This is a genomic window from Corynebacterium sp. J010B-136 (genome assembly GCF_002967075.1).
GTDB lineage: Bacteria > Actinomycetota > Actinomycetes > Mycobacteriales > Mycobacteriaceae > Corynebacterium.
In genome coordinates this window covers 106,550-129,288 of the sequence record NZ_PUGE01000007.1, presented here as the reverse complement: position 1 = coordinate 129,288, position 22,739 = coordinate 106,550, and the positions used below count along the sequence as shown (strand labels likewise).

The following is a 22,739-nucleotide window of genomic DNA, read 5'->3' as shown; positions in this document are numbered from 1 at the left end:
GGAAAGGTAAGAAAAGAAACCATGCCAAAGCGCAACGATATTAACCACGTCCTGGTCATCGGCTCCGGCCCGATTGTCATCGGCCAGGCCTGTGAATTCGACTACTCCGGCACCCAAGCTTGCCGCGTTCTCAAAGAAGAGGGACTGCGGGTAACGCTGATTAACTCCAACCCGGCCACCATCATGACCGACCCGGAGTTTGCTGACCACACCTACGTGGAGCCCATTGAGCCAGAGTTCATCGAGCAAATCCTGATTAAAGAGCGCGAAGAAGGACACCCCATCGACGCTGTCTTGGCAACCTTGGGTGGCCAGACCGCGCTGAATGCCGCAATCCAGTTGGACCGCGCCGGCATTTTGAAAAAGCACAACATCGAACTCATCGGTGCTGACATCGACGCTATCGAGCGCGGTGAAGACCGCCAGAAGTTCAAGGACATCGTCGAATCCATTGGCGGCGAATCTGCACGTTCTGCAGTCTGCCACAACATGGAAGAAGTACACGCCACCGTTGCAGAGCTCGGCCTGCCGGTAGTTGTTCGTCCTTCCTTTACCATGGGTGGCCTCGGCTCCGGTTTGGCCTACACCAATGAAGACCTCGAGCGTATCGCTGGTGGCGGACTTGCTGCATCCCCAGAAGCTAACGTCTTGATTGAAGAATCCATCCTGGGCTGGAAAGAATACGAGCTCGAGCTCATGCGCGACGGTGATGACAACGTGGTTGTTATCGCTTCCATCGAAAACGTCGACGCACTTGGCGTACACACTGGTGACTCCGTGACCGTGGCACCGGCGTTGACTCTGACCGACCGCGAATACCAGGCAATGCGCGATTTGGGCATCGACATCATCCGCGAAGTCGGTGTGGACACCGGCGGCTGTAACATCCAGTTCGCTGTACACCCAGAAAACGGCCGCATCATCGTCATTGAAATGAACCCACGTGTATCGCGTTCTTCGGCGCTGGCATCCAAGGCGACGGGCTTTCCCATCGCTAAGCTAGCTGCGAAGCTCGCCATCGGCTACACCTTGGATGAAGTCACCAACGACATCACCGGTGTTACCCCTGCGGCTTTCGAGCCCACCTTGGACTATGTCATCGTCAAGGCTCCACGCTTTGCCTTTGAGAAGTTTGTCGGGGCTGATGACACCTTGACCACCACCATGAAGTCCGTGGGTGAGGCCATGGGTATTGGCCGCAACTACATCGCAGGTCTGAACAAGGTCATGCGTTCTTTGGAAACCAAGCAAGAAGGTTTCTGGACCAAGGACGATGAATACTTCGCTGCAGAGCGTGCCAATGACCTCAACGCTGTATTGGATGACCTGCGTCGCCCAACCGAAGGCCGTCTCTACGATGTCGAGCTTGCCCTGCGCCTGGGCGGCACCATCGAGCAGCTGCACGAAGCATCCCAGATTGACCCTTGGTTCCTGGCTGAACTGCAGGCTTTGGTTGACTTCCGCACCAAGCTGATTGAAGCACCAGTCCTGGATGAAGACCTCCTGCGCGAAGCTAAGTACATGGGCCTATCTGATAAGCAGATTGCTGCGCTGCGTACCGAATTCGCTGGTGAAGACGGCGTGCGCGCACTGCGTTGGTCCTTAGGTATTCGCCCGGTCTACAAGACCGTCGATACCTGCGCAGGCGAGTTTGAAGCCCAAACTCCTTATCACTACTCGGCGTATGAGCTCGACCCAGCCGCTGAATCTGAGGTTGAAGCCCAAACCGAGCGCGAAAAGGTCATCATCTTAGGCTCTGGCCCGAACCGCATTGGCCAGGGCATCGAGTTCGACTACTCCTGTGTGCACGCCGCACTTGAGCTGTCGGATAAGGGCTACGAGACCGTTATGGTCAACTGCAACCCTGAGACCGTGTCCACCGACTACGACACCGCAGACCGTTTGTACTTCGAGCCCCTGACCTTCGAAGACGTCATGGAAATCTACCACGCAGAAGCTGAATCCGGCACCGTTGCTGGCGTCATCGTTCAGCTCGGTGGACAGACCCCACTGGGCCTGGCACAGCGTTTGGCTGATGCGGGTGTCCCAGTAGTTGGTACCAGCCCTGAAGCCATCAACCTGGCTGAAGACCGCGGCGAATTCGGCAAGGTCTTGGCCAAGGCAGAGCTACCTGCCCCAGAGTTTGGCACCGCGCACTCTTATGAAGAAGCACGCGGTGTGGCCCAGGAGATTGGCTACCCAGTGCTGGTACGTCCTTCCTACGTTCTGGGCGGACGTGGCATGGAAATTGTCTACGATGAGGCAGCGTTAGAGTCCTACATCGAGCGCGCAACCGAGCTCAACAGTGAGCACCCTGTCCTTGTGGACCGCTTCTTGGATGGCGCAATCGAAATCGACGTCGACGCACTGTGCGATGGCACTGATGTCTACCTCGGCGGCGTGATGGAGCACATCGAGGAAGCCGGCATTCACTCCGGTGACTCCTCATGCTCCCTGCCACCGATGACCTTGGGACCTGAGGATATCGAGAAGGTTCGCGTTGCTACCAAGGCATTGGCTGCTGGTATTGGCGTTAAGGGCTTGATGAACGTGCAGTACGGTCTCAAAGACAATCAGCTCTATGTCATCGAGGCAAACCCACGTGCATCGCGCACCGTGCCATTTGTTTCCAAGGCCACCGGCGTGGCACTGGCTAAGGCAGCATCGCGCATCATGCTGGGCGCTACCATTGCTGAGCTGAAGGAAGAAGGCATGTTGCCATCGTCCTACGACGGCGGCTCCCTGCCTCTGGAACACCCAATTGCGGTAAAAGAAGCAGTCTTGCCATTCAACCGCTTCCGCAGCGCAGATGGTTCCATGCTCGATACCGTCTTGAGTCCTGAGATGAAGTCCACCGGTGAGGTCATGGGCTTGGCCGATAACTTTGGTGCGGCCTACTACAAGGCTCTTATCGCAGGCTTTATGAAGATGCCGAAGGAAGGCTCCATCTTTGTCTCGGTGGCTAACCGCGACAAGCGCAACCTGAGCTTCCCAATTCAGCGTCTGTCCGATATGGGATACAAGATCTTCGCCACCACTGGTACGGCGTCGGTTCTGCGTCGCAATGGCATCGAATGCGAGACCGTGAAGAAGTCATCTGAGATTCGTAACGGTGCTGAAGGCCGCTCGGTAGTGGACTTGATTTTGGACCGTGAGATTGACCTGGTTATCAACACACCAGATTCCACCTCCGGTGCGCGTTTCGATGGCTACGAGATTCGCAGCGCAGCTTTGGAAGTAGATGTCCCACAGATCACCACCGTGCAAGGCGTCACCGCCGGCGTACAGGCCCTGGAAGCACTGCGCAAGGGTGATTTCAAGGTTCGTGCGCTGCAGGAGCTACAGCATGCCCCAGTCAACTAATACCCAGCCAGTAGGCTTTGGCGAGCGCCTTGTTGCCGCAGGGCAGGTGCGTGGCCGGTTGTGCGTAGGCATTGACCCGCATCCTTACCTACTTCAGCAGTGGGGCTTAGAGGACACGATTGATGGTCTGCGCCGCTTTAGCGAGGCCTGTGTGGAAGCCTTTGCGGATACCGCTGCTTTGGTGAAACCACAGGTGGCCTTTTATGAGCGCTTTGGCTCCCAAGGCTTCGCCGTCTTAGAGGACACGCTGCAATATCTACGCGAGGCAGGGTGCTTGACTGTTGCTGATGCAAAACGTGGCGATATTGGCTCCACCATGGCTGGCTATGCCGATGCTTGGTTAGGGGAGAGCTCTCCGTTGCGTGCCGATGCTGTCACGGTCTCGCCGTACTTGGGCGTAGCAGCGCTGCAGTCTGTCTTTGACTTGGCGGCCAAGACCGGCCGTGGCGTATTCGTCCTGGCTGCTACCTCGAATTCTGAGGCAGTGCAGCTGCAGAATTTCCGCGATGACTCTCACACTGTGGCGCAGCACGTGGTCGATACTTGTGCAGCATTTAATAGCGAGTATGCGGGGTCTTCGGCACAGGGTGATGGCGCCAACCAGCACCCTGTGGGCGATATTGGCGTGGTGGTGGGCGCTACTTTGGACACGCCACCGTATTTGTCCAAGCTCAACGGGCCAGTGCTTCTGCCTGGCGTGGGTGCGCAGGGTGCAACGGCTGCCGATGTCGCAAAGATTACGCAGGCGGCGCCCCAGCTGGGCTTTCCGAATGTCTCGCGTGCCATCTTGAACGCTGGACCGCAGGTTGCCGACCTTCAAAAGGCCGTGCTAGAGACCTCGCGTGAGTATTTTGACGGCGGGTTGGTCTAGCCGAAGTTAGAACAAACGTTGTTTATGCTGGCAGTTTCCTAAGAACTACCGAGCGGATTTTTCGTGGGACTTTTCCCGATAATTCCGCAGGTTTTTCGTAGGAACGCCAGCATATGGCGTATTTTGGGCTAATTTTGCCGCTGAATTTACACGCAGGCACTTGAGCTGGTAGTTTGATCTTCGTAGTGCGGTGACGTGCTAAAATAGACGTTTAAATCTGTTGCGTTATCTACCTTGATAACGTTGCGGTGCTAGGATTGCCTGAAGTCGGAGCACAACGAGAACCATAATCTAAGTTAGGCTTTCGAGTTCCGGTAATTTTTGTACTGGATTAAATTAATCAACCAATGAATCGGAGGAAACCCGTGGCCCTTCCAAAACTGACTGATGAGCAACGCAAGCAGGCTCTCGCCAAGGCCGCTGAGGCTCGCAAGGCTCGCGCAGAACTGAAGGCATCCCTCAAGCGTGGTGACACCACTTTGAAGGACGTCCTCGAGAAGGCAGAGACCGATGAGATCATCGGTAAGACCAAGGTTTCAGCACTGCTAGAAGCTCTTCCAAAGGTTGGCAAGGTTAAAGCACGCGAGATCATGGAAGACCTCGAGATTGCTCAGACCCGCCGTCTGCGTGGCTTGGGTGACCGTCAGCGTCGTGCCCTTCTGGAGCGTTTCGGCTTTTCCGAGTAATCGTCGATGAACAGCGCTAATCACCGCGGACGCCTTGTCGTGCTGGCAGGGCCTTCCGCTGTTGGTAAATCCACGGTGGTCTCGCGCTTGCGTCACGGTGTAGACAGGCTGTACTTCAGCGTGTCTATGACTACACGCGCCCCTCGTCCAGGTGAACAGGATGGGGTGGACTACTTCTTTGTTAGTCCAGAAGAATTCCAGCGCCGCATTGACGCCGGTGAGATGCTCGAGTGGGCAGATATCCACGGGGGTCTACAACGATCTGGAACACCCGCAGCACCTGTGAAGGAGGCCCTAGAGGACTCCCGGCCGGTGTTGGTTGAGGTGGATTTGGAAGGCGCGCGCAACGTCAAGAAAGCACTTCCTGAGGCAGAGTTGGTATTTTTAGCTCCGCCATCGTGGGAAGTGTTAGTTGACCGTCTCACTGGTCGTGGCACCGAACCTCAAGAGGTTATTGAGCGTCGACTTGATACCGCCCGTGAAGAGCTTGCGTGTCAGTCTGAGTTCGACCGCGTGATTGTCAATGACAACCTGGATGACGCAGTTGCGGCCATCACTGCTATCCTGCAAGGATAGAGATAATCAAACATTTATAGCCAACTTCTAGAAAAGGTGCATGTGACCAACGTGACCACCCCTGCTAATTCTGAGATCAAACCAGAACCGGTGTACGATACGCCGATTGGTATTACCTCTCCACCAATTGATGAACTGTTGGAGAAGGTTTCCTCGAAGTACGCACTCGTGATCTTCGCAGCTAAGCGCGCGCGTCAGATCAACAGCTACTACCAAGAGCAGGACGAAGGCGTATTCGAATTTGTCGGCCCACTGGTAACACCAGAACAAGGCGAAAAGCCACTGTCTATCGCATTGCGCGAGATTGAGGCTGGCTTGCTCGAGCACGAAGAAGGACTCGACTCCTAATTCTTATCTTCTAAGAAGATAAGCCGTCTTTTAAAACCCCTGACCCACTAACTTCAGGTGCATCACCGCATGCACTCTGGGGCTCCTAGTGGGGCAGGGGTTCGCTCTTTGTCGGTACTATTGCTGATTATGAGTGAAACTGCGAACCCAGCTGGACAAACCCCTTCCGTAGCCTCGAAGCATCCGCGCAATATTGTCGTGGGGGTTTCAGGAGGCATTGCCGCCTATAAGGCAGCGCATCTGGTGCGCAACCTGAAAGAACATGGTGATAATGTGCGGGTGGTGCCCACCGAGGCAGCATTGAACTTCGTGGGTGCGGCTACCTTTGAAGCGTTATCCGGGCACCCAGTATCCACCACGGTTTTTGACGCGGTGGATGAAGTGCAGCACGTTAATATCGGCCAGCATGCTGATGCAGTGGTGGTTGCGCCTGCCACCGCCGATGTTATCGCACGCATTGCGGCAGGGCGGGCTGATGACTTGCTCACCGCCACCGTTTTAGTTGCCACCTGTCCTGTTATTGTCGTGCCAGCCATGCACACTGAGATGTGGTTTAACCCCGCAACCCGGGACAATGTTGCTACTTTGCGCCGGCGCGGGATCACAGTGATGGAACCAGCACATGGGCGCTTGACCGGAAAAGATACTGGCCCAGGGCGTCTACCAGAGCCAGAGCAGATCGCGGAACTGGTGCGGACGCGGTTGGCTGGGATTGATATCAATTACGACTGGCAAGGTCTGAAGGTTTTGATTTCCGCGGGTGGTACGCAGGAAGAATTGGACCCGGTGCGTTTTATTGGCAATCGCTCTTCAGGCAGGCAAGGATTCGCCCTGGCAGAAATTGCGGCACAGCGCGGCGCGGACGTCACCATTGTCGCCGGCAATACCGTAGATCTGCAGACTCCTTCGGGCGCGGAGATCGTCAATATTGTCTCCACCCAGGAACTCAAAGCGGAAATGGACTCACGCGCCCGCGATGCGGATATCGTCATCATGTCGGCAGCCGTATCTGACTATCGCCCAGCATCCGTTGCGTCTTCCAAGATGAAAAAGGGCACCAATGATGATGCCTTGTCCACGCTGCACATGACTGAAAATCCGGACATCTTGAAAGGCCTCGTAGCAGCACGCGAGCAGGGCGAGATTCCGCAGGAAACCACAATCGTGGGCTTTGCAGCAGAAACCGGGGATGAAAAATCCTCGCCATTGGAACTGGCACAAGCGAAATTCCAGCGCAAGGGCTGCGATGTACTTATGGCCAATGATGTCTCTGAAGGCAAAGTCTTTGGCAACGTCAACAATGAGGGCTGGATTTTAACCGAAGAGCTGGAGCCACGCACGGTTGCCCACGGCACTAAGCAAGTAGTGGCCGCGCAGATTTTGGATGTCGTGAATGAAATTCGCCATGAAGCAGGGGCGTAGCTTGCCGCTCTAGACCACTTAGTCTACGATTGGCAGACGCATAATAATTCTATTTCCGGTGCCGGTTTAACTGAAGTAAGACACCGAATATCCTAACGCAAGAAGGAACCAGTGACTGCAACTCCTGAGGCTTCAAAGCGCCTATTTACCAGTGAATCTGTAACCGAAGGTCACCCAGATAAAATCTGCGACGCGATCTCAGATACCGTTTTAGACGCACTTATCGCCAAAGACCCGAACGCACGCGTGGCCGTGGAAACTTTGGTGACCACAGGTCAGGTCCACGTGGTGGGTGAGGTCAGCACCACCGGCTACGTAGAAATCCCGACGCTGGTGCGCAACACCCTGCGTGAAATCGGCTTTACCTCTTCCGATGTGGGCTTTGATGGCAACACCTGTGGTGTGAGCATCTCTATCGGTGAGCAGTCACAGGAAATCGGTGACGGTGTGACCACCTCTACCGAGGCACGCAATGGCGGCGAGTTTGATGAGCACGATATTGCGGGTGCTGGCGACCAGGGCTTGATGTTTGGCTACGCCACCAACGAGACCGAAGAGTACATGCCTTTGCCGATTGCAGTGGCACACCGTTTGTCCCGTCGCCTGACCCAGGTTCGCAAGAGCGAAATCGTCCCACACCTGCGCCCAGACGGCAAGACTCAGGTCACCTTCGCCTACGACGGCGATACTCCAGTTGCATTAGACACCGTGGTGATTTCCACCCAGCACGATCCAGATATCACTCAGAACTGGTTGGCTGCGCAGCTGCGTGAGCACGTAGTGGAGTGGGTTATCAAGGATGCTGGATTAGAAGAGTTTTATAACGAGGACACCACCTTGTTGGTCAACCCGTCGGGATCGTTTATCCTGGGCGGTCCTATGGGGGATGCGGGTCTTACTGGCCGCAAGATTATTGTTGATACCTACGGCGGCATGGCTCGTCACGGCGGCGGAGCTTTCTCCGGTAAGGATCCTTCAAAGGTTGACCGCTCAGCAGCGTACGCAATGCGCTGGGTTGCCAAGACCATCGTCGCGGCAGGGCTGGCGGACCGCGCAGAAGTGCAGGTGGCTTACGCCATCGGTCGCGCGAAGCCAGTTGGTTTGTACGTTGAGACTTTCGGCACCGCTAAGCACGGGCTTGACGATGCCGCTATTCAGGCTGGCGTCACCAAGGTCTTTGACCTGCGCCCAGCAGCAATTATCAAGGACTTGGACTTGCTGCGTCCGATTTATCGTCAAACGGCTGCTTATGGTCACTTTGGTCGCACCGACCTGGCTCTTCCGTGGGAGTCTTTGGAACGTGTCGACGCACTTCGTGAAGCAGTAGGTCTTTCAGTAGAATAAGCGCTTATGCTTAAGAAGATACCCGCCACCACTAAACCGGTTGTGCGGGTATTGCCGTTATTAGGGGTCTCGCACCTGGATCGGCTGTTCGATTATCAGATTGCAGAAGAAGATTCCGAGGCAGCACAGCCAGGGGTGCGGGTACGCATTAGGTTCAATGGCAGACTTGTCGATGCCCTCCTGATCCAACGCTTAAGCGAATCCGACTTTGAGGGCCGTTTAGCTTTCATTGACCGGGTGATTTCCCCGTTTCCTGTGTATCCACCACAATTGGCGAGCTTGGTGGACGCGCTTGCTAATCGTTATGGTGGCACCCGTTCAGATATCATCCGCTTTGCCATTCCACCACGGCATGCCAAGGCCGAAGAAGCGGACCTGGAAACGACGTTTGAAGAATTAGGTGAGATCGCAGAACCTGACTTGTCTTCTTGGTCGGCGTATCAATTTGGCGAGTCTTTTGTAGATTTTGTTCTAGAAGGCAACACTGCACGCGCCGCATGGCAGGTAGCACCTGGCGATGATTGGGCAGCGGCCATTGCAGCACTTGGCACCAAAGTCGCCAAAAGCGGACGCGGGGTACTCGTGGTGGTACCTGATCAGAGCGATGTCGATGTAGTTGAGGCCGCTTTTCGTAAATACGTCTCCGCAAAGCAAGCGACGGTCTTGAATGTCTCCCAAGGTCCACAGGCACGCTACCGGCGCTACCTTGCGGTTCTAGTAGGCCAAGCACGCATTGTGATTGGTACGAAATCTGCAGCGTTTGCACCGGTAAAAGACCTAGGTTTGGCGGTCATTTTTAATGACGGCGATGACAATCTCGTCGAACGCAGCGCTCCCTATGTCCACAGCCGCGAAGTGCTCACCACACGCAGTGCCCAGGAAAATGCATCCTTGTTGATCGTTGGCCATTCGCGCACTGCAGAAACTCAATTGCTGGTCAGCTCCGGCTGGGCGCATGACCTTGTCGCAGCGGCATCCACCTTGCGCACACGCATGCCGTCGATGGTCGCTGTGGGCCCCTATGGACTGAATTTTTCACGCAACCTCGCCTCCGGTACCACATCTTTTGATGGGCGCGCTTACCAAGCGGTAAAAAGTGCGCTTGACCGTGGGGAACCGGTGCTGGTGCAGTCCCCACGCAAAGGCTATGTGCCGACCTTGGCGTGTGCTAAGTGCTTTACCCGCGCGCGTTGCCGGCACTGCAACGGCCCATTGTCGCTGCCACATTCGCATGAACAGGCAGCAACGCCATCATGTGCGTGGTGTGGCAAATTGGAAACTCGCTTCAAATGTAGCGAATGCGGTTCAAATCGCCTGCGTGCGGTCGTCATGGGTTCAGAACGCACCGCGGAAGAACTCGGACGTATCTTTCCCAATACCCGCATTATTGTCTCGGGCGGCAATAAGGTAGTTGAGACAGTACCCATGGCGCCAGCTTTAGTCGTGGCGACCCCGGGCGCGGAGCCCCGTGTTGAGAATGTTGGTGAGACCGAGTCCTACTATGGTGCTGCTTTATTGCTGGGGGCAGGAGCCTTGCTCAATCGCCAGGACTTACGTGCTGGCGAAGATGCCCTGGCTAAGTGGCTGGCCGCGGCAACGATGGTGGCACCGTCGTCGAAAGGCGGGAGCGTTGTGATCTCGGCGAATGCGGGGGTGCCGATTATCGACGCATTTTTGGGATGGGATGTTGTCGGCTTTGCGAAGATGGAACTTGCTGCGCGCCGCGAAGTACGTTTCCCGCCGGCAGTGCACATGGCTGCAATTGATGGCGCCAATGCAGCCTTAGATGACTTTCTGGAAGCGGCGAAATTGCCCGAGCACGCTGAAATCCTAGGACCTGTGCCTTTACCGGAGAATCTATCCTTGCCGGGAGAATACGACACCAAGCGCTTCGGTCCTGCCCAAAGGCTGCTAATCCGAACACCTTTGGGGCCAAGATCGGAACTGGGGAAAGCGCTTCGTGCCGCTAATTCGAATCGGAGTGCACGTAAAGATGATCTACCGCTGCGTATCCAAGTTGACCCGATCAATATTGGCTAGGCTGATGCGACTTGAGCTAAGGAGATTCACTATTGTGGGAGGCTAAGCGATACCGAGTCTGAGAAAGTGCGAAGAACCTTGACCATTAGAGAAATCCGGCTATACGGCGACCCAGTATTGACCACCCGCGCTAGTGAAATCACCGAGTTTGATGAAGCTCTAGAAGATTTAGCTGAAGACATGCTGGAAACCATGGATGCGGCTGGGGGAGTAGGCCTTGCCGCCAACCAGATTGGCTTGTTAAAGCGCATCTTCGTCTACGACTGCTCCCATACTGAATCCGGCATGCGCGGGGCGATTATCAACCCGGTGTGGAAAGAAATCGGGGAAGAAACCCAAACGGGAATCGAAGGATGCCTATCCATCCCAGATATTTCCACTCCCACAACGCGTTTTGAAACCGTGTCCGTCAGTGGCCAAGATGTCCACGGCAATCCGATAAGCATGGTGGTCTCCGGATTGATGGCGCGATGCGTGCAGCATGAAACTGACCATTTGGATGGCGTGCTATTTCTTTCCCGCCTAGAAGCCGATGAGCGTAAGCAAGCGATGTCGCAAATTCGCAATTCCGACTGGTTTAACAAGTAGAAAGCGACCCAGAGATAATGAAGCTAGTATTTGCTGGCACCCCGGAACCTGCTGTTCCTACTTTAAAAGCGCTGATTGCCTCGGGACATGAGGTGGTTGCCGTTATTACTCGCCCAGATGCGCGCAAGGGACGCGGGCGCAAAATGGTGCCCAGCCCTGTCAAAGAAGTAGCTCTTGAGCACGGCATCGAGGTCTTAACGCCGTCCACGCTTAAAGCCGGCACGGAAGATGGCGACGGCATCCGTGCGCGTCTGACAGAGCTTGCTCCCGATGCCATCCCCGTTGTGGCGTACGGCAACTTGGTGCCAAAGGACCTGCTCGATGTAGCCCGACACGGCTGGGTTAATTTGCACTTTTCACTGCTGCCAGCATGGCGCGGTGCAGCCCCTGTGCAGGCAGCAATCAATGCTGGCGATGACATCACTGGCGCAACTACTTTTCTGATTGAAGAAGGCTTAGACACCGGTCCTGTCTTAGGCACGACGACTGAGACTATTCAAACTGTTGATACTGCCGGCGCATTATTAGAGCGCCTCTCACAGTCCGGTGCGCAGCTGATGGTCGCGACGATGGATGGGCTGGAATCAGGCACGTTGGTGGCACAGCCCCAGCAGGGCGAGCCAACTTATGCTCCGAAAATCACGACTGAGGATGCACGTGTTTCGTGGACCCAGCCTGACTTTGCCGTCGGCCGCCACATCCGCGCGCACTCACCTTTCCCAGGGGCGTGGACAATGCACGGGGAAGACCGCATCAAAATTGGCAAAGTCAGCCCGCTGCATGCTGCTGCGCAAGAACTCGGCGAATTGCCGCATCTTGAACCCGGCCAGCTACACATCACGAAGAAGGCTGTCTACATTGGCACGGCTTCAACTCCTGTGCGCATCGATGAGCTGCAGCCAGTGGGTAAGAAGATGATGAACGCGGCTGACTGGGGACGCGGTCAGGGAGCTAAGAATAACTCCGAAGATAACGACATTGACGGCGAGGTATTTTTCGCATGAGTGGTGGATTTCGCTCCCGGTCCAAATCCGGCGATAGCTCAGAAGCACGCACACCCCAAGGTGGCAAGAAACCCCAAAGTAAACCGCAGAGCAAACCCTCCGGTGAACGGGTCAAGTACGACCGCCACGAACGCACAGGCGGCGCCCGAGCAGGCGGTAGCCGAACGGGTGGAAGCCGAGCGGGCGGGGCCCGTGGCACCAACCGCAATCGCGAGCGCCAGACAGTAGATATTGTGCGCAACGCTGGCTCGGTTGGAGTCGACCTGCCGCGCGCAGTGGTCTATGAAACGCTGCTGCGCGTGCACCGCGATGATGCCTTTGCCAACTTAACCCTGCCCAAGGCACTACGCGTTAATAAACTCGATGGCCGGGATGCAGCCTTTGCTACGGAATTAACCTATGGCACCTTGCGTGCGGAAGGTGTGGTCGACGCGGTCATCGCCAAGCACTCCTCGCGCGGGTTAGACACCCTTGCCCTGGAGGTACTGGATGCACTGCGCTTGGGAACCTACCAACTGCTGTATACCCGTGTTGAACAGCACGCGGCAGTCGATACTACCGTGCGTCTTGTGCAAGCAGCAGGGCACGAAAAAGCTAAAGGCTTTGTCAACGGAATTATGCGTTCCATTACGCGCGCGAACCCGCAGTCCTTGCTGGAACAGCTAACTCCTGACGGCGAGATTGCCGCGATTGCTTTTCGCCATGCGCACCCCGAGTGGATTGCGCAGTCCTTCTCCCGCGTTGTGGGGCTAGGGGAACTGGAAGCGGCATTGGAAGGCGACTCGCAGCGTCCTATCGTGCACTTAGTTGCTCGCCCCGGTGAGATTACGGCCGAGGAACTTGCGCTGATGACTGGCTCTGAAGAAGGCAAGTATTCGCCTTATGCCGTCTACATGGAATCCGGTGATCCTGGAGAGCTAGAGCCTGTGCAACAGGGGCTTGCCGCAGTGCAAGATGAGGGTTCGCAGCTTATCGCGCGTGCTGTTGTCGAAGCGCCCATCGATGGCGAGGATCAAGGTCGTTGGCTTGATTTATGCGCCGGCCCTGGTGGAAAAGCGGCCCTGATGGGCTCGCTTGCGCGCATGGATGGCGCCACCGTGGATGCTGTGGAAGTCTCTTCGCATCGCGCGCAGCTGGTGGAAAAGACGGTGGGCGATTTGCCGGTCCGGGTCCACGTTGCTGATGGTCGCAAGCCAGGACTTGAGCCAGGTTTTGATCGCATTTTAGTCGATGCCCCGTGTTCCGGCCTGGGCGCTTTGCGCCGTCGTCCAGAGGCGCGCTGGCGTAAATCCGAGTCTGATATTGCCGAGCTCACGCAGCTCCAATTCGAATTGCTGGAATCCGCTGTAGGCCTGCTTCGACCAGGAGGGGTAATTGTGTACTCCACCTGTTCGCCAGATCTGCGCGAGACCCGCAGCATCGTCGACCGCGCGGTGGCGGAGCTAGACATCGTGGAAGACAACGCTCATGACTTGATTCCTGACATGGGAGATGTAGGCGAGCATAAGTCTGTGCAAATGTGGCCGCACCGCCATGGCACGGATGCAATGTTCTTCGCTGTGTTGCGCAAAAAGTCCTAAGATGGGCAGCATGACTTCTAGCTCTTTTAGTGCTCCAATTATCGCGCCTTCGATCTTGGCTGCGGATTTCACACGCTTAGGTGAAGAGGTGAAGTCCGTGGCTAATGCCGAATGGATTCACGTCGATATTATGGACGGCCATTTCGTCCCGAATCTCTCTTTTGGTCCAGATATCACCAAGGCAGTTGACGGCATCACCGACCAGGTTCTCGATGTGCATTTGATGATCGAGGAGCCAGCACAGTGGGTAGAAACTTATGCTGAAGCAGGTGCAGATTGCATCATCTTCCACGTCGAGGCGGTTGAAGACGAGGCAGCAGCGCTTGCACTGGCAGCTAAGATCCGTAAGCTCGGCGTTCGCGCTGGTTTTTCCATTAAGCCGAATACGCCAATCCAGCCGTGGCTCGATAAGCTCTCGCACTTTGACTTAGTTCTGGTGATGAGTGTTGAACCGGGCTTTGGCGGGCAGAAATTTATGCCGGAGATGCTCGATAAGGTGCGCAAGCTCCGCTCAGCTATCGATGACCAAGGCTTAGATACGCTCATCGAAATTGATGGCGGAATTTCTGCTGACACCATCGCGCAAAGCGCGGAAGCTGGCTGCGATGCATTCGTGGCGGGTTCGGCAATCTTTAAGCAAGCTGACCGCGCAGCCGAGGTAGAGAACCTGCGAACTTTGGCCACCATCTAATTAAGGGATTACTGGATTATGGATAGCAACCCCGGTGAAGACCAGGCCGTAGCTCCAATTGTGGAGCAGGCGTTGCGCACCGCAATGTCTGCAGGGTGGGAAGTGCGCGGGACGACCAGCCCGAATCCACCGGTGGGTGCGGTAATTATTTCGACATCGGGTGAGATTGTGGGCACCGGTGCAACCCAGCCGGTGGGCGGGGCGCACGCAGAAGTCCAAGCGCTAGCCGATGCCGCAGGCAAGACCGAGGGCGCTACCGCCGTGGTGACGCTGGAGCCGTGCCGGCATACTGGCCGCACGGGGCCATGCACGCAGGCTTTAATCGACGCTGGCATCAAAGATGTCTTTTTCTTACACTCCGACCCGAATCCGAGTGCGGGCGGCGGGGCACAAGTGCTTGTCGAGGCCGGCATCAACGTCGAGCAGCTGCCAAGTCCGGAGGGGGTGCCGGATGCGCTTATTCCGTGGTTGAAGTCCGTGCAGTTGGGGCGTCCACACGTTACGTTGAAATTTGCGCAGACTATCGATGGCTTTACTGCAGCTGCCGATGGCACCAGCCAGTGGATCACTGGGGAAATGGCGCGTGACTATGTCCACGCTGACCGTGAACACCGCGATGCCATCATCATCGGCACTGGCACGGCCTTGATTGATAATCCATCGCTTACTGCCCGTTATCCAGACGGCACCCAACGCGAACATCAGCCACGGCGCGTTGTCATTGGCCGTCGCAATATTGCCGACGCTGGCGATGCCGCGTCTAATCTCAACCGGCTTGGATTTGAGCAATATGCCACCATCGATGAAGCTCTGGCCGAGCTTTATGCCACCGGCGCCCGTGATGTGCTCGTCGAAGGCGGAGCAGGTTTGGCCTCAGGCTTTGCCAACCAAGGACTGGTGGATTGGCTGCAGGTCTACCAGGCGCCGCTCCTACTAGGTGAGGGAATTTCCGTCTTGGCACATCCGTTGACCAATACGTTGAAAGGCGCAGCGCGCTTTGCCCGCGGGCAGGTTCTGGCGCTGGGCGATGATTTATTAATCAACTACGTGCGTACGGCACACACTAATTAATTTCACTAAAGGAGAATTGGTTGTTTACTGGGCTGGTTGAAGAAAAAGGCAAGGTTATCGCGCTGGAGGAGCTTGGGGATTCTATCCGCATGCAAATTGAGGCACCGGTGGTAACCGCTGATGCTCAACTAGGAGACTCCATATCTGTCAACGGCGTGTGCTTGACCGTCGCAGAGCTGGGAGACGCGACGTTTATCGCCGACATTATGCAGGAATCTCTTAACCGCTCAGCGTTGGGTAAACTTGCGCCACAGAGCACGGTAAACCTCGAACGTGCCTTGCTGCCTACCACCCGATTGGGCGGGCATATCGTGCAAGGCCATGTCGATGGCACCGCCAAACTAATCTCCCGCACTCCGTCGGAGCACTGGGATATTTTGCGTTTCGAATTGCCAGCGGATCTGGCTCGTTATGTTGTTGAAAAGGGCTCGATCGCAATTAGCGGTACGTCTTTGACGGTATCCGCAATTGGGGAAACCTGGTTTGAGGTCTCTTTGATTCCAGTGACTTTGCGCGACACCATCTTGGGTGATTTAGCCGACGGTGATCTGGTTAATCTCGAGGTTGACGTGTTAGCGAAGTATGTCGAGAAGATGGTTCGCCCCCAAGGCGAGGTTTAACAAGGGTAGAGACTAAGCTAGATAGCTATGAACGCACCTTTAAATAGCGCAGTTCGTCTGGACTCCATCGAGGAGGCGATTGCGGATATCGCTGCCGGCAAGGCAGTAGTTGTAGTTGACAACGAGGATCGTGAGAATGAGGGTGACCTGATTTTCGCCGCGGAGCTTGCAACACCTGAGCTCGTAGCTTTTATGGTGCGCTATTCCTCGGGTTATATTTGCGTGCCTTTGCTGCCTGAAGACTGCAAGCGCTTGAACCTGCCACCGATGATGGGCAGAAATGAAGACGTGCGCGGTACTGCGTATACCGTCACGGTTGATGCAAATACAGGCACCACCGGTATTTCCGCCACTAGCCGCGCAGAAACTATGCTGCGTCTCGCAGACCCTATGAGCGTGGTGGATGACTTTACCCGTCCAGGGCATGTGGTTCCGCTGGCTGCGCGTCCTAATGGTGTGCTTGAGCGTGATGGGCACACGGAAGCCGCCATCGACTTGGCTCGCTTGGCGGGCCTGCGTCCAGCGGGTGTTTTGTGTGAAATCGTCTCTGAAGAAGACCCGACCACGATGGCTCGTTCCGAAGAGCTGCGTCGCTTTTCTGATGAGCATGACTTGAAGATGATCTCCATCGAGCAGCTCATCCAATGGCGCCGTCACAATGAGACTCAGGTACTTCGCACGGTCGAAACCCAGTTGCCAACGGACTTCGGTTCTTTTACCGCACTGGGCTACAAGCACGAGATCGACGGCCAAGAGCACGTGGCACTGATTGCAGGTGGCGTGGAAGAACTCAACGGTGCCGAAGATGTTTTTGTCCGCGTGCACTCAGAGTGCCTCACCGGCGATGTCTTCCATTCCCGTCGTTGCGACTGTGGCCAGCAGCTGCACCAGTCTATGGAGATTATCCAAGAGGCTGGCCAGGGAATCATCATTTACTTGCGCGGTCACGAAGGCCGCGGCATTGGACTTTTGGCAAAGCTTAAGGCCTACAGCCTGCAAGATTCAGGCCTCGATACTGTCGATGCCAACCTAGAGCAAGGCTTGCCGGAAGATGCCCGTGAATACTCAGTCGCCGGGCAAATCCTGCGCGATCTGGGCATCAAGTCAGCAAACCTGTTGACCAATAATCCGCACAAGGGCGAAGGCTTGCGCGGTTTCGGGGTAGAAGCGTCCGCGCATACTCCGGTAGAAGTAGAGCCAAACGCAGACAATATTGATTACCTGCGCACCAAGCGTGACCGCATGAACCACGATTTGCCGCAGGTTGCGCGGTGGGACGCTGCGCACGCACCGAAGTAAGAACCCTGAAAAACGTCGAAGAAAGCAAGAACATGAGCAAAGAAGGACTACCAGAAGTCGCCACGATTGATGCCACCGGCATTTCCGTCGCGGTTATCAGCGCAACCTGGAACGCAGATATTTGTGACCGCCTCCATGAGCGAGCACTTGCTCATGCACAGCAACTTGGCGCCGAAGCAGATGGTTTCCGCGTCGTCGGCGCACTGGAGATTCCCGTCGCGGTACAAGAAGCAGCACGCCACTACGACGCAGTTGTAGCACTGGGTTGTGTTATCCGTGGTGGCACTCCGCACTTTGATTATGTCTGTGACTCCGTTACTCAGGGACTAACCCGAATTGCGCTGGATACTTCCAAGCCGATTGCTAATGGCGTGTTGACGGTCAACACCCACGACCAAGCGGTGGATCGTTCAGGTGCACCAGGTGCTGCCGAAGATAAGGGCGTAGAAGCCATGCAAGCGGCTTTAGATACTGTGCTGCAATTGCGTAATATCAAAGAACGCGCATCCAAGCGCGGACTGTAGGAGATGACTAATTCCATGACTGACTCAACGGCTGGTGCCCCCGGCGACTACCAACCGAAGAAGAAGCTAACTGATGAAGAGATCTTGGCGTATACCACCGCCGATCCCTTCGCTATGACCTCCACGAAGCCGTGGGAGTTGACTATTTCCTCGCCATTTCTGCGCAAAGTGGCGTGGGTGTGCATCGCGATTGTGATTCCCGTGCACCTTTTTATGGGCATCATGCTGGATATCGAATTCACCGGTGCGTATATCACTTTCATCGATAAGCTAGCTTTCCCTGGCATCGGTATTGTCATATCGATCATCGCGTGGCTGGCTTTCAACCGTCCACGCCTGCGCGCTAACTCTGATGGGGTAGAGATCCGCAACATCATCGGCACGCGCTTTTACCCGTGGGAAGTCATCTACGGCATGTCTTTCCCCGAAGGCTCACGCATGGCGCGCATCGAATTGCCGAATTTCGAATACGTGCCAGTCTGGGCAATCCAATCCGGCGATAAAGAAGCAGCGATTGCTGCTACCCGGAACTTCCGCGAACTAGAAGCGAAGTACATGCCGCTGGATTAACCAGCACACAAGAAGGGAAGTTGGCCACCGTGGCAGATCCAAGCACTTATCGGCCCGCTCCTGGAACCATCCCGACAGATCCAGGCGTATATAAATTCCGCGATGAAAATAAGCGCGTTGTATATGTCGGGAAGGCGAAAAACCTTCGCTCGCGGCTTTCGAACTATTTCCAAGACATCACGCAGCTGCACCCGCGCACCCGCCAAATGGTGCAAACCGCGGCGAGCGTCGAGTGGACGGTTGTTGCCAGCGAAGTAGAAGCTCTTGCGCTGGAATACACGTGGATTAAGAAATTCGATCCGCGCTTCAACGTCAAATACCGTGACGATAAAACTTATCCGATGCTGGCGGTATCCGTTGGCGAGCGCATTCCGCGAGCATTTTTCTACCGCGGTCCGCGCCGTAAAGGCGTGCGCTACTTCGGCCCTTATTCTCACGCGTGGGCTGTGCGTGAAGCCTTGGATCTACTCACGCGAGTCTTTCCCATGCGCACGTGCTCCAAAGGCGTTTATAACCGGCATGAAAGCCTTGGCCGTCCGTGTCTATTGGGCTATATCGGCAAGTGCAATGCGCCGTGCATTGGGCGAGTGAGCGAGGACGAGCACCGCGAAACTGTTAATCAGCTGGTCTCGTTTATGAACGGCAACACCGGCCCGGTGGTACGCCAGCTCACGGCACAGATGCAGGAAGCATCGGAAGCATTAGAGTTTGAACGCGCGGCACGCCTGCGCGATGACCTTGAGGCCATTAATAAAATCATGGAGCAACAAGCCGTTGTCTTCACTGATTCGACGGATGCGGACCTCATCGCTTTTCACACCGATGAGCTGGAAGCCGCAGTGCAGATTTTCCACGTGCGCGATGGACGTATCCGCGGCCAACGCGGCTGGGTTGTAGAGCGCATGGGCGACCAAGCCCCACTGGAGAAAGTCGACGAAGGCGAAGACGATCCAGCTCTTGCTGTGCTGATGCAAAACTTCCTCATTCAGTTCTACGGTGATGCTGTTGAACGCGAAAAGATTGAGGCCGAAGAAGACGCTGCATTACAGCGTAGGGGAGTAGACCAAGAATCCCGCGCTACGCCCCGGCAAGGCAAAGTTATCCCGCGTGAAATTCTCGTGCACACCATGCCCGAAGAATCTGATGAGGTAGTCAAGCTTTTGGAAGACCTGCGTGGTGCACAAGTGGATCTGCGTGTCCCGCAGCGCGGTGATAAGCGTGCGCTGATGGAAACAGTGGAAAAGAATGCGAAGGATGCGCTGCGCCAGCATAAGCTCAAGCGCGTCGGCGATCTGACCGCGCGTTCGGCGGCACTGCAAGATATCCAAGATGCGCTGGGCATGGAAACCGCGCCGCTGCGTATTGAATGTACGGATATCTCCCATATCCAGGGCACCGACGTTGTGGCATCGCTAGTTGTTTTTGAAGACGGCGTGCCGCGCAAGTCCGATTACCGGCGTTACCGAATCAAAGAGGCCGCGGGCGATGGTCGCTCTGACGACGTTGGCTCTATCGCTGAAGTCACCCGTCGCCGCTTTAAGCGTCACCACGAAGACAAATTGGCTCTTCCCGATGAAGAAGCCGAGGCATCGAACTTTGCTGATGAAAATGTCATCGAGGAAACCACGGATGTGGCGCGAAAGTTTGCCTACCCACCTCAACTCTTTATCGTTGACGGTGGTGCCCCGCAGGTAGCTGCTGCTCAAAAGGTCTTTGATGAACTAGGCATCGTCGACGTGACCTTGGTGGGATTAGCCAAGCGATTGGAAGAAATTTGGGTCCCGGGTGACGATGAGCCAGTCATCTTGCCGCGCAATTCTCAGGCTTTGTATTTGCTGCAGCAGATCCGTGATGAGGCGCACCGCTTTGCCATTAGCTATCACCGCCAACAACGCTCCAAGCGCATGCGTTCTTCTGTGCTGGACTCCATCCCTGGGCTGGGACCAACCAGGCGCACAGACTTGGTCAAGCACTTTGGCTCTGTCAAGAAGCTCAAAGAAGCTAGCCAAGAAGAGATTGCCGAAGTCAAGGGCATCGGCCCCAAGATGGCGGAAACCATTTTTGAGCATCTGCATGCTTAAAACCGGTAGCGGTGTTGCACCTGGAAGAAAAATTGAGATCACAATCCCAACAATGCTTTATTATTCTCCCGAGATAACTATTTCACGTTAGACTGGCGGGCATGACAACCAATGAGATGCCACCGATTTTGCTGACTGGAATGTCAGGTGCCGGTCTGAGCTCGGCATCAAAGGTTTTAGAAGACAAAGGTTACTATGTCTCGCACAATTTGCCGCCGCATCTAATCCCAGAGGTGTTCAAAGCAGGGCGGGATAATGACCCACCCGTCAAGCCCTTGGCCGTGGTCACTGATACGCGTTCGCGGGTATTTCCCGGCTCTTTCGGAGAAATACTTGCGGACCTAGAAGATATTGAAGTCAAGCCGACTATCTTGTTTTTAGATGCACGCGATGATGTTCTAATTCGCCGCTTTGACTCCGTGCGCCGCACCCACCCTTTGCAAAAAGGGGACACCCTAAAGATGGGTATTAGCAGGGAACGCGAGGCAATGGAAGACGTGCGCGATGCCGCAGATGTCATCATTGACACGACCTCTTTATCCGTCCATGATCTGCGCCGCGCGATTGAAGCTTCCTTTGGCTCCATGAGTGGCAACCAACAACATGTGACCGTGCAATCATTCGGGTTCAAGAATGGTTCACCGCGCGATGCCGACCTCATAGTAGATGTGCGCTTTTTGCCGAATCCCTACTGGATTCCAGAATTGCGCGGCTTCCGTGGAACCGATGAACCGGTTTCTGACTACGTGTTAAGCCAAGATGCCGCTGAGCCTTTCATTGAGAACTTCCTCGTGATGTTGGAATCCATGCTGGATGGATATCGCCACGAGGGCAAGAATTTTATTACCGTCGGCGTGGGATGTACCGGTGGGCACCACCGCTCAGTCGCGGTATCTGAAGAGATCGTGCGTCGCTTGCGTCATCGCACCGACTTAGATGTCAACGTTTTGCACCGAGACATCAATACTGGTTAACGTGCACTAAGCTCTTTTACATCTTTCTTTTTTGCCTGCTTGTCCTGAAAGTTTCAGGCAAGCAGAGCTCTTTAAATCCCCTAAGGAGTGTGTTGAGTACTTCTTCCGTTAATATCGCGTGTCTCGGCGGCGGGCATGGTCTGTTCCAGACCTTACTTGCCGCTCGGCAATGCGATCCCACCAATATTTCTGCCATCGTCACCGTCGCAGACGATGGGGGTTCCTCGGGACGCTTGCGCCGCGAGCTCGATATCATTCCGCCGGGTGACCTTCGCATGGCGTTATCAGCTCTTAGCCCCGAAGATGACAATGGCCAACTGTGGGCAATGACATTGCAGCACCGCTTTGGTGGCACTGGTGCGCTTGCCGGCCACGCGGTGGGCAATTTGCTGATTGCGGGTTTGGCTGAAGTCCTAGGTGATATGCAGGCAGCGCTGGACCAGGTGACTGCCTTGACGGGCTCCCGAGGTCGCGTGCTACCGATGGTTAATCAGCCGCTCAATATTGAAGCCGAAGTCGCAGGGCTTGACGATGACCCCCGTGTCATGCGCCCAGTACGCGGACAGGTTGCAGTTGCAACAACTCCTGGACAAGTACGCCGCGTGCATCTTTTGCCGGATGCCCCGCAAGCTAACCCTCGGGCGCTGCAAGCTCTTAACGAGGCGGACATCATCACCTTAGGGCCAGGATCCTGGTTTTCTTCCGTGTTGCCACACGTGTTGGTTCCACAGATTGTTGATGCCATTTCACGTTCTAATGCACTGCGTGTACTGGTTCTTAACTTATCTGCAGAGCCAGGGGAGACCAGTGGTTTCTCTGTAGAGCGCCACCTGCACGTGCTCGCCCAACACGCACCGAAGCTGCGCGTTGACCGCGTCGTGGTCAATAGTCATATGCAGCTAAGCGGCAGTGAGCGTAACCATATCCAGCGTGCGGCTGCGCAGTTGGGTGCGGAAGTTGTTTTTGATGATGTCTGTATGGTTACTAATGATGGATTAGAGCTCAACCGCCACGATCCGGCAAAACTAGCGCGCGTCATTCGATCTTTGCACGATGAGTGGGTCACAGCACGCTAACTGCGGTTAGC

At 55.5% G+C, this 22,739-nt stretch carries 20 protein-coding genes; all 20 read left to right on the top strand.

The window, feature by feature from the left end:
- Nucleotides 1–21: 21 nt before the first annotated feature.
- The 20 genes from carB (at nucleotide 22) to yvcK (ending at nucleotide 22,728) form a co-directional block, all read left to right on the top strand.
- Nucleotides 22–3,363, top strand: coding sequence for a carbamoyl-phosphate synthase large subunit (carB, locus tag C5Y44_RS11315; protein WP_105325025.1), 3,342 nt, complete (start codon nucleotides 22–24; stop codon nucleotides 3,361–3,363).
- Nucleotides 3,347–4,234 (top strand): orotidine-5'-phosphate decarboxylase, encoded by an 888-nt coding sequence (gene pyrF, locus C5Y44_RS11310; RefSeq protein ID WP_105325024.1) that lies wholly within the window; start codon nucleotides 3,347–3,349, stop codon nucleotides 4,232–4,234. Before carB ends, pyrF begins: the two co-directional genes overlap by 17 nt.
- Before the next feature lie 365 nt (nucleotides 4,235–4,599).
- The gene (mihF, locus tag C5Y44_RS11305) at nucleotides 4,600–4,920 is read left to right on the top strand and encodes an integration host factor, actinobacterial type (protein WP_025387580.1); all 321 of its coding nucleotides are present in this window, start codon (nucleotides 4,600–4,602) and stop codon (nucleotides 4,918–4,920) included.
- Nucleotides 4,921–4,926: 6 nt separating this feature from the next.
- Nucleotides 4,927–5,496: a guanylate kinase gene (gmk, locus tag C5Y44_RS11300; RefSeq protein WP_066839742.1), complete on the top strand. Its 570-nt coding sequence runs from the start codon at nucleotides 4,927–4,929 to the stop codon at nucleotides 5,494–5,496.
- Between the two features lie 42 nt (nucleotides 5,497–5,538).
- The gene (gene rpoZ, locus C5Y44_RS11295) at nucleotides 5,539–5,844 is read left to right on the top strand and encodes a DNA-directed RNA polymerase subunit omega (RefSeq protein ID WP_066794155.1); all 306 of its coding nucleotides are present in this window, start codon (nucleotides 5,539–5,541) and stop codon (nucleotides 5,842–5,844) included.
- Nucleotides 5,845–5,973: 129 nt separating this feature from the next.
- The gene (gene coaBC, locus C5Y44_RS11290) at nucleotides 5,974–7,266 is read left to right on the top strand and encodes a bifunctional phosphopantothenoylcysteine decarboxylase/phosphopantothenate--cysteine ligase CoaBC (RefSeq protein ID WP_105325023.1); all 1,293 of its coding nucleotides are present in this window, start codon (nucleotides 5,974–5,976) and stop codon (nucleotides 7,264–7,266) included.
- 111 nt (nucleotides 7,267–7,377) lie between these two features.
- A complete protein-coding gene (gene metK, locus C5Y44_RS11285) occupies nucleotides 7,378–8,610 on the top strand; it encodes a methionine adenosyltransferase (RefSeq protein ID WP_105325022.1) in 1,233 nt (410 codons plus the stop codon).
- Between the two features lie 6 nt (nucleotides 8,611–8,616).
- On the top strand, nucleotides 8,617–10,650 hold the full coding sequence (locus C5Y44_RS11280) for a primosomal protein N' (RefSeq protein ID WP_105325021.1): 2,034 nt from the start codon (nucleotides 8,617–8,619) through the stop codon (nucleotides 10,648–10,650).
- Between the two features lie 78 nt (nucleotides 10,651–10,728).
- Nucleotides 10,729–11,238 carry a peptide deformylase gene (gene def / locus C5Y44_RS11275; RefSeq protein WP_105325020.1) on the top strand — a complete coding sequence of 170 codons (510 nt, stop codon included), beginning with the start codon at nucleotides 10,729–10,731 and terminating at the stop codon, nucleotides 11,236–11,238.
- Nucleotides 11,239–11,255: 17 nt separating this feature from the next.
- A complete protein-coding gene (gene fmt / locus C5Y44_RS11270; protein WP_105325019.1) occupies nucleotides 11,256–12,242 on the top strand; it encodes a methionyl-tRNA formyltransferase in 987 nt (328 codons plus the stop codon).
- Entirely contained in the window at nucleotides 12,239–13,822 is a 1,584-nt protein-coding gene (locus C5Y44_RS11265; RefSeq protein WP_105325018.1) for an RsmB/NOP family class I SAM-dependent RNA methyltransferase, read from the top strand. Before fmt ends, C5Y44_RS11265 begins: the two co-directional genes overlap by 4 nt.
- Nucleotides 13,823–13,832: 10 nt before the next feature.
- Entirely contained in the window at nucleotides 13,833–14,513 is a 681-nt protein-coding gene (rpe, locus tag C5Y44_RS11260; RefSeq protein WP_105325054.1) for a ribulose-phosphate 3-epimerase, read from the top strand.
- A gap of 18 nt (nucleotides 14,514–14,531) precedes the next feature.
- Nucleotides 14,532–15,584, top strand: coding sequence for a bifunctional diaminohydroxyphosphoribosylaminopyrimidine deaminase/5-amino-6-(5-phosphoribosylamino)uracil reductase RibD (gene ribD, locus C5Y44_RS11255; protein ID WP_105325017.1), 1,053 nt, complete (start codon nucleotides 14,532–14,534; stop codon nucleotides 15,582–15,584).
- 20 nt (nucleotides 15,585–15,604) lie between these two features.
- Complete coding sequence (locus tag C5Y44_RS11250; RefSeq protein ID WP_105325016.1) at nucleotides 15,605–16,204, top strand: riboflavin synthase; 600 nt, start codon at nucleotides 15,605–15,607, stop codon at nucleotides 16,202–16,204.
- A gap of 27 nt (nucleotides 16,205–16,231) precedes the next feature.
- On the top strand, nucleotides 16,232–17,503 hold the full coding sequence (locus C5Y44_RS11245; protein WP_105325015.1) for a bifunctional 3,4-dihydroxy-2-butanone-4-phosphate synthase/GTP cyclohydrolase II: 1,272 nt from the start codon (nucleotides 16,232–16,234) through the stop codon (nucleotides 17,501–17,503).
- A gap of 32 nt (nucleotides 17,504–17,535) precedes the next feature.
- Entirely contained in the window at nucleotides 17,536–18,027 is a 492-nt protein-coding gene (gene ribH / locus C5Y44_RS11240) for a 6,7-dimethyl-8-ribityllumazine synthase (RefSeq protein ID WP_066797626.1), read from the top strand.
- 15 nt (nucleotides 18,028–18,042) lie between these two features.
- The gene (locus tag C5Y44_RS11235; RefSeq protein WP_233189963.1) at nucleotides 18,043–18,597 is read left to right on the top strand and encodes a PH domain-containing protein; all 555 of its coding nucleotides are present in this window, start codon (nucleotides 18,043–18,045) and stop codon (nucleotides 18,595–18,597) included.
- 29 nt (nucleotides 18,598–18,626) lie between these two features.
- Nucleotides 18,627–20,678 (top strand): excinuclease ABC subunit UvrC, encoded by a 2,052-nt coding sequence (gene uvrC / locus C5Y44_RS11230; protein ID WP_105325053.1) that lies wholly within the window; start codon nucleotides 18,627–18,629, stop codon nucleotides 20,676–20,678.
- Between the two features lie 92 nt (nucleotides 20,679–20,770).
- Nucleotides 20,771–21,652, top strand: a complete 882-nt coding sequence (rapZ, locus tag C5Y44_RS11225; RefSeq protein WP_199186045.1) for an RNase adapter RapZ — start codon at nucleotides 20,771–20,773, stop codon at nucleotides 21,650–21,652.
- Nucleotides 21,653–21,765: 113 nt separating this feature from the next.
- Nucleotides 21,766–22,728: a uridine diphosphate-N-acetylglucosamine-binding protein YvcK gene (gene yvcK, locus C5Y44_RS11220; RefSeq protein ID WP_105325052.1), complete on the top strand. Its 963-nt coding sequence runs from the start codon at nucleotides 21,766–21,768 to the stop codon at nucleotides 22,726–22,728.
- Nucleotides 22,729–22,739 lie beyond the last annotated feature (11 nt).

Excerpts from the sequence above, each read along its gene's own strand:
- ribD (WP_105325017.1), top strand. The coding sequence starts at position 14,532 with ATGGATAGCAACCCCGGTGAAGACCAGGCCGTAGCTCCAATTGTGGAG.
- coaBC (WP_105325023.1), top strand. The coding sequence starts at position 5,974 with ATGAGTGAAACTGCGAACCCAGCTGGACAAACCCCTTCCGTAGCCTCG.
- ribH (WP_066797626.1), top strand. The coding sequence starts at position 17,536 with ATGAGCAAAGAAGGACTACCAGAAGTCGCCACGATTGATGCCACCGGC.
- pyrF (WP_105325024.1), top strand. The coding sequence starts at position 3,347 with ATGCCCCAGTCAACTAATACCCAGCCAGTAGGCTTTGGCGAGCGCCTT.
- fmt (WP_105325019.1), top strand. The coding sequence starts at position 11,256 with ATGAAGCTAGTATTTGCTGGCACCCCGGAACCTGCTGTTCCTACTTTA.
- C5Y44_RS11280 (WP_105325021.1), top strand. The coding sequence starts at position 8,617 with ATGCTTAAGAAGATACCCGCCACCACTAAACCGGTTGTGCGGGTATTG.
- C5Y44_RS11235 (WP_233189963.1), top strand. The coding sequence starts at position 18,043 with ATGACTGACTCAACGGCTGGTGCCCCCGGCGACTACCAACCGAAGAAG.
- C5Y44_RS11265 (WP_105325018.1), top strand. The coding sequence starts at position 12,239 with ATGAGTGGTGGATTTCGCTCCCGGTCCAAATCCGGCGATAGCTCAGAA.
- carB (WP_105325025.1), top strand. The coding sequence starts at position 22 with ATGCCAAAGCGCAACGATATTAACCACGTCCTGGTCATCGGCTCCGGC.
- C5Y44_RS11245 (WP_105325015.1), top strand. The coding sequence starts at position 16,232 with ATGAACGCACCTTTAAATAGCGCAGTTCGTCTGGACTCCATCGAGGAG.
- rpe (WP_105325054.1), top strand. The coding sequence starts at position 13,833 with ATGACTTCTAGCTCTTTTAGTGCTCCAATTATCGCGCCTTCGATCTTG.
- gmk (WP_066839742.1), top strand. The coding sequence starts at position 4,927 with ATGAACAGCGCTAATCACCGCGGACGCCTTGTCGTGCTGGCAGGGCCT.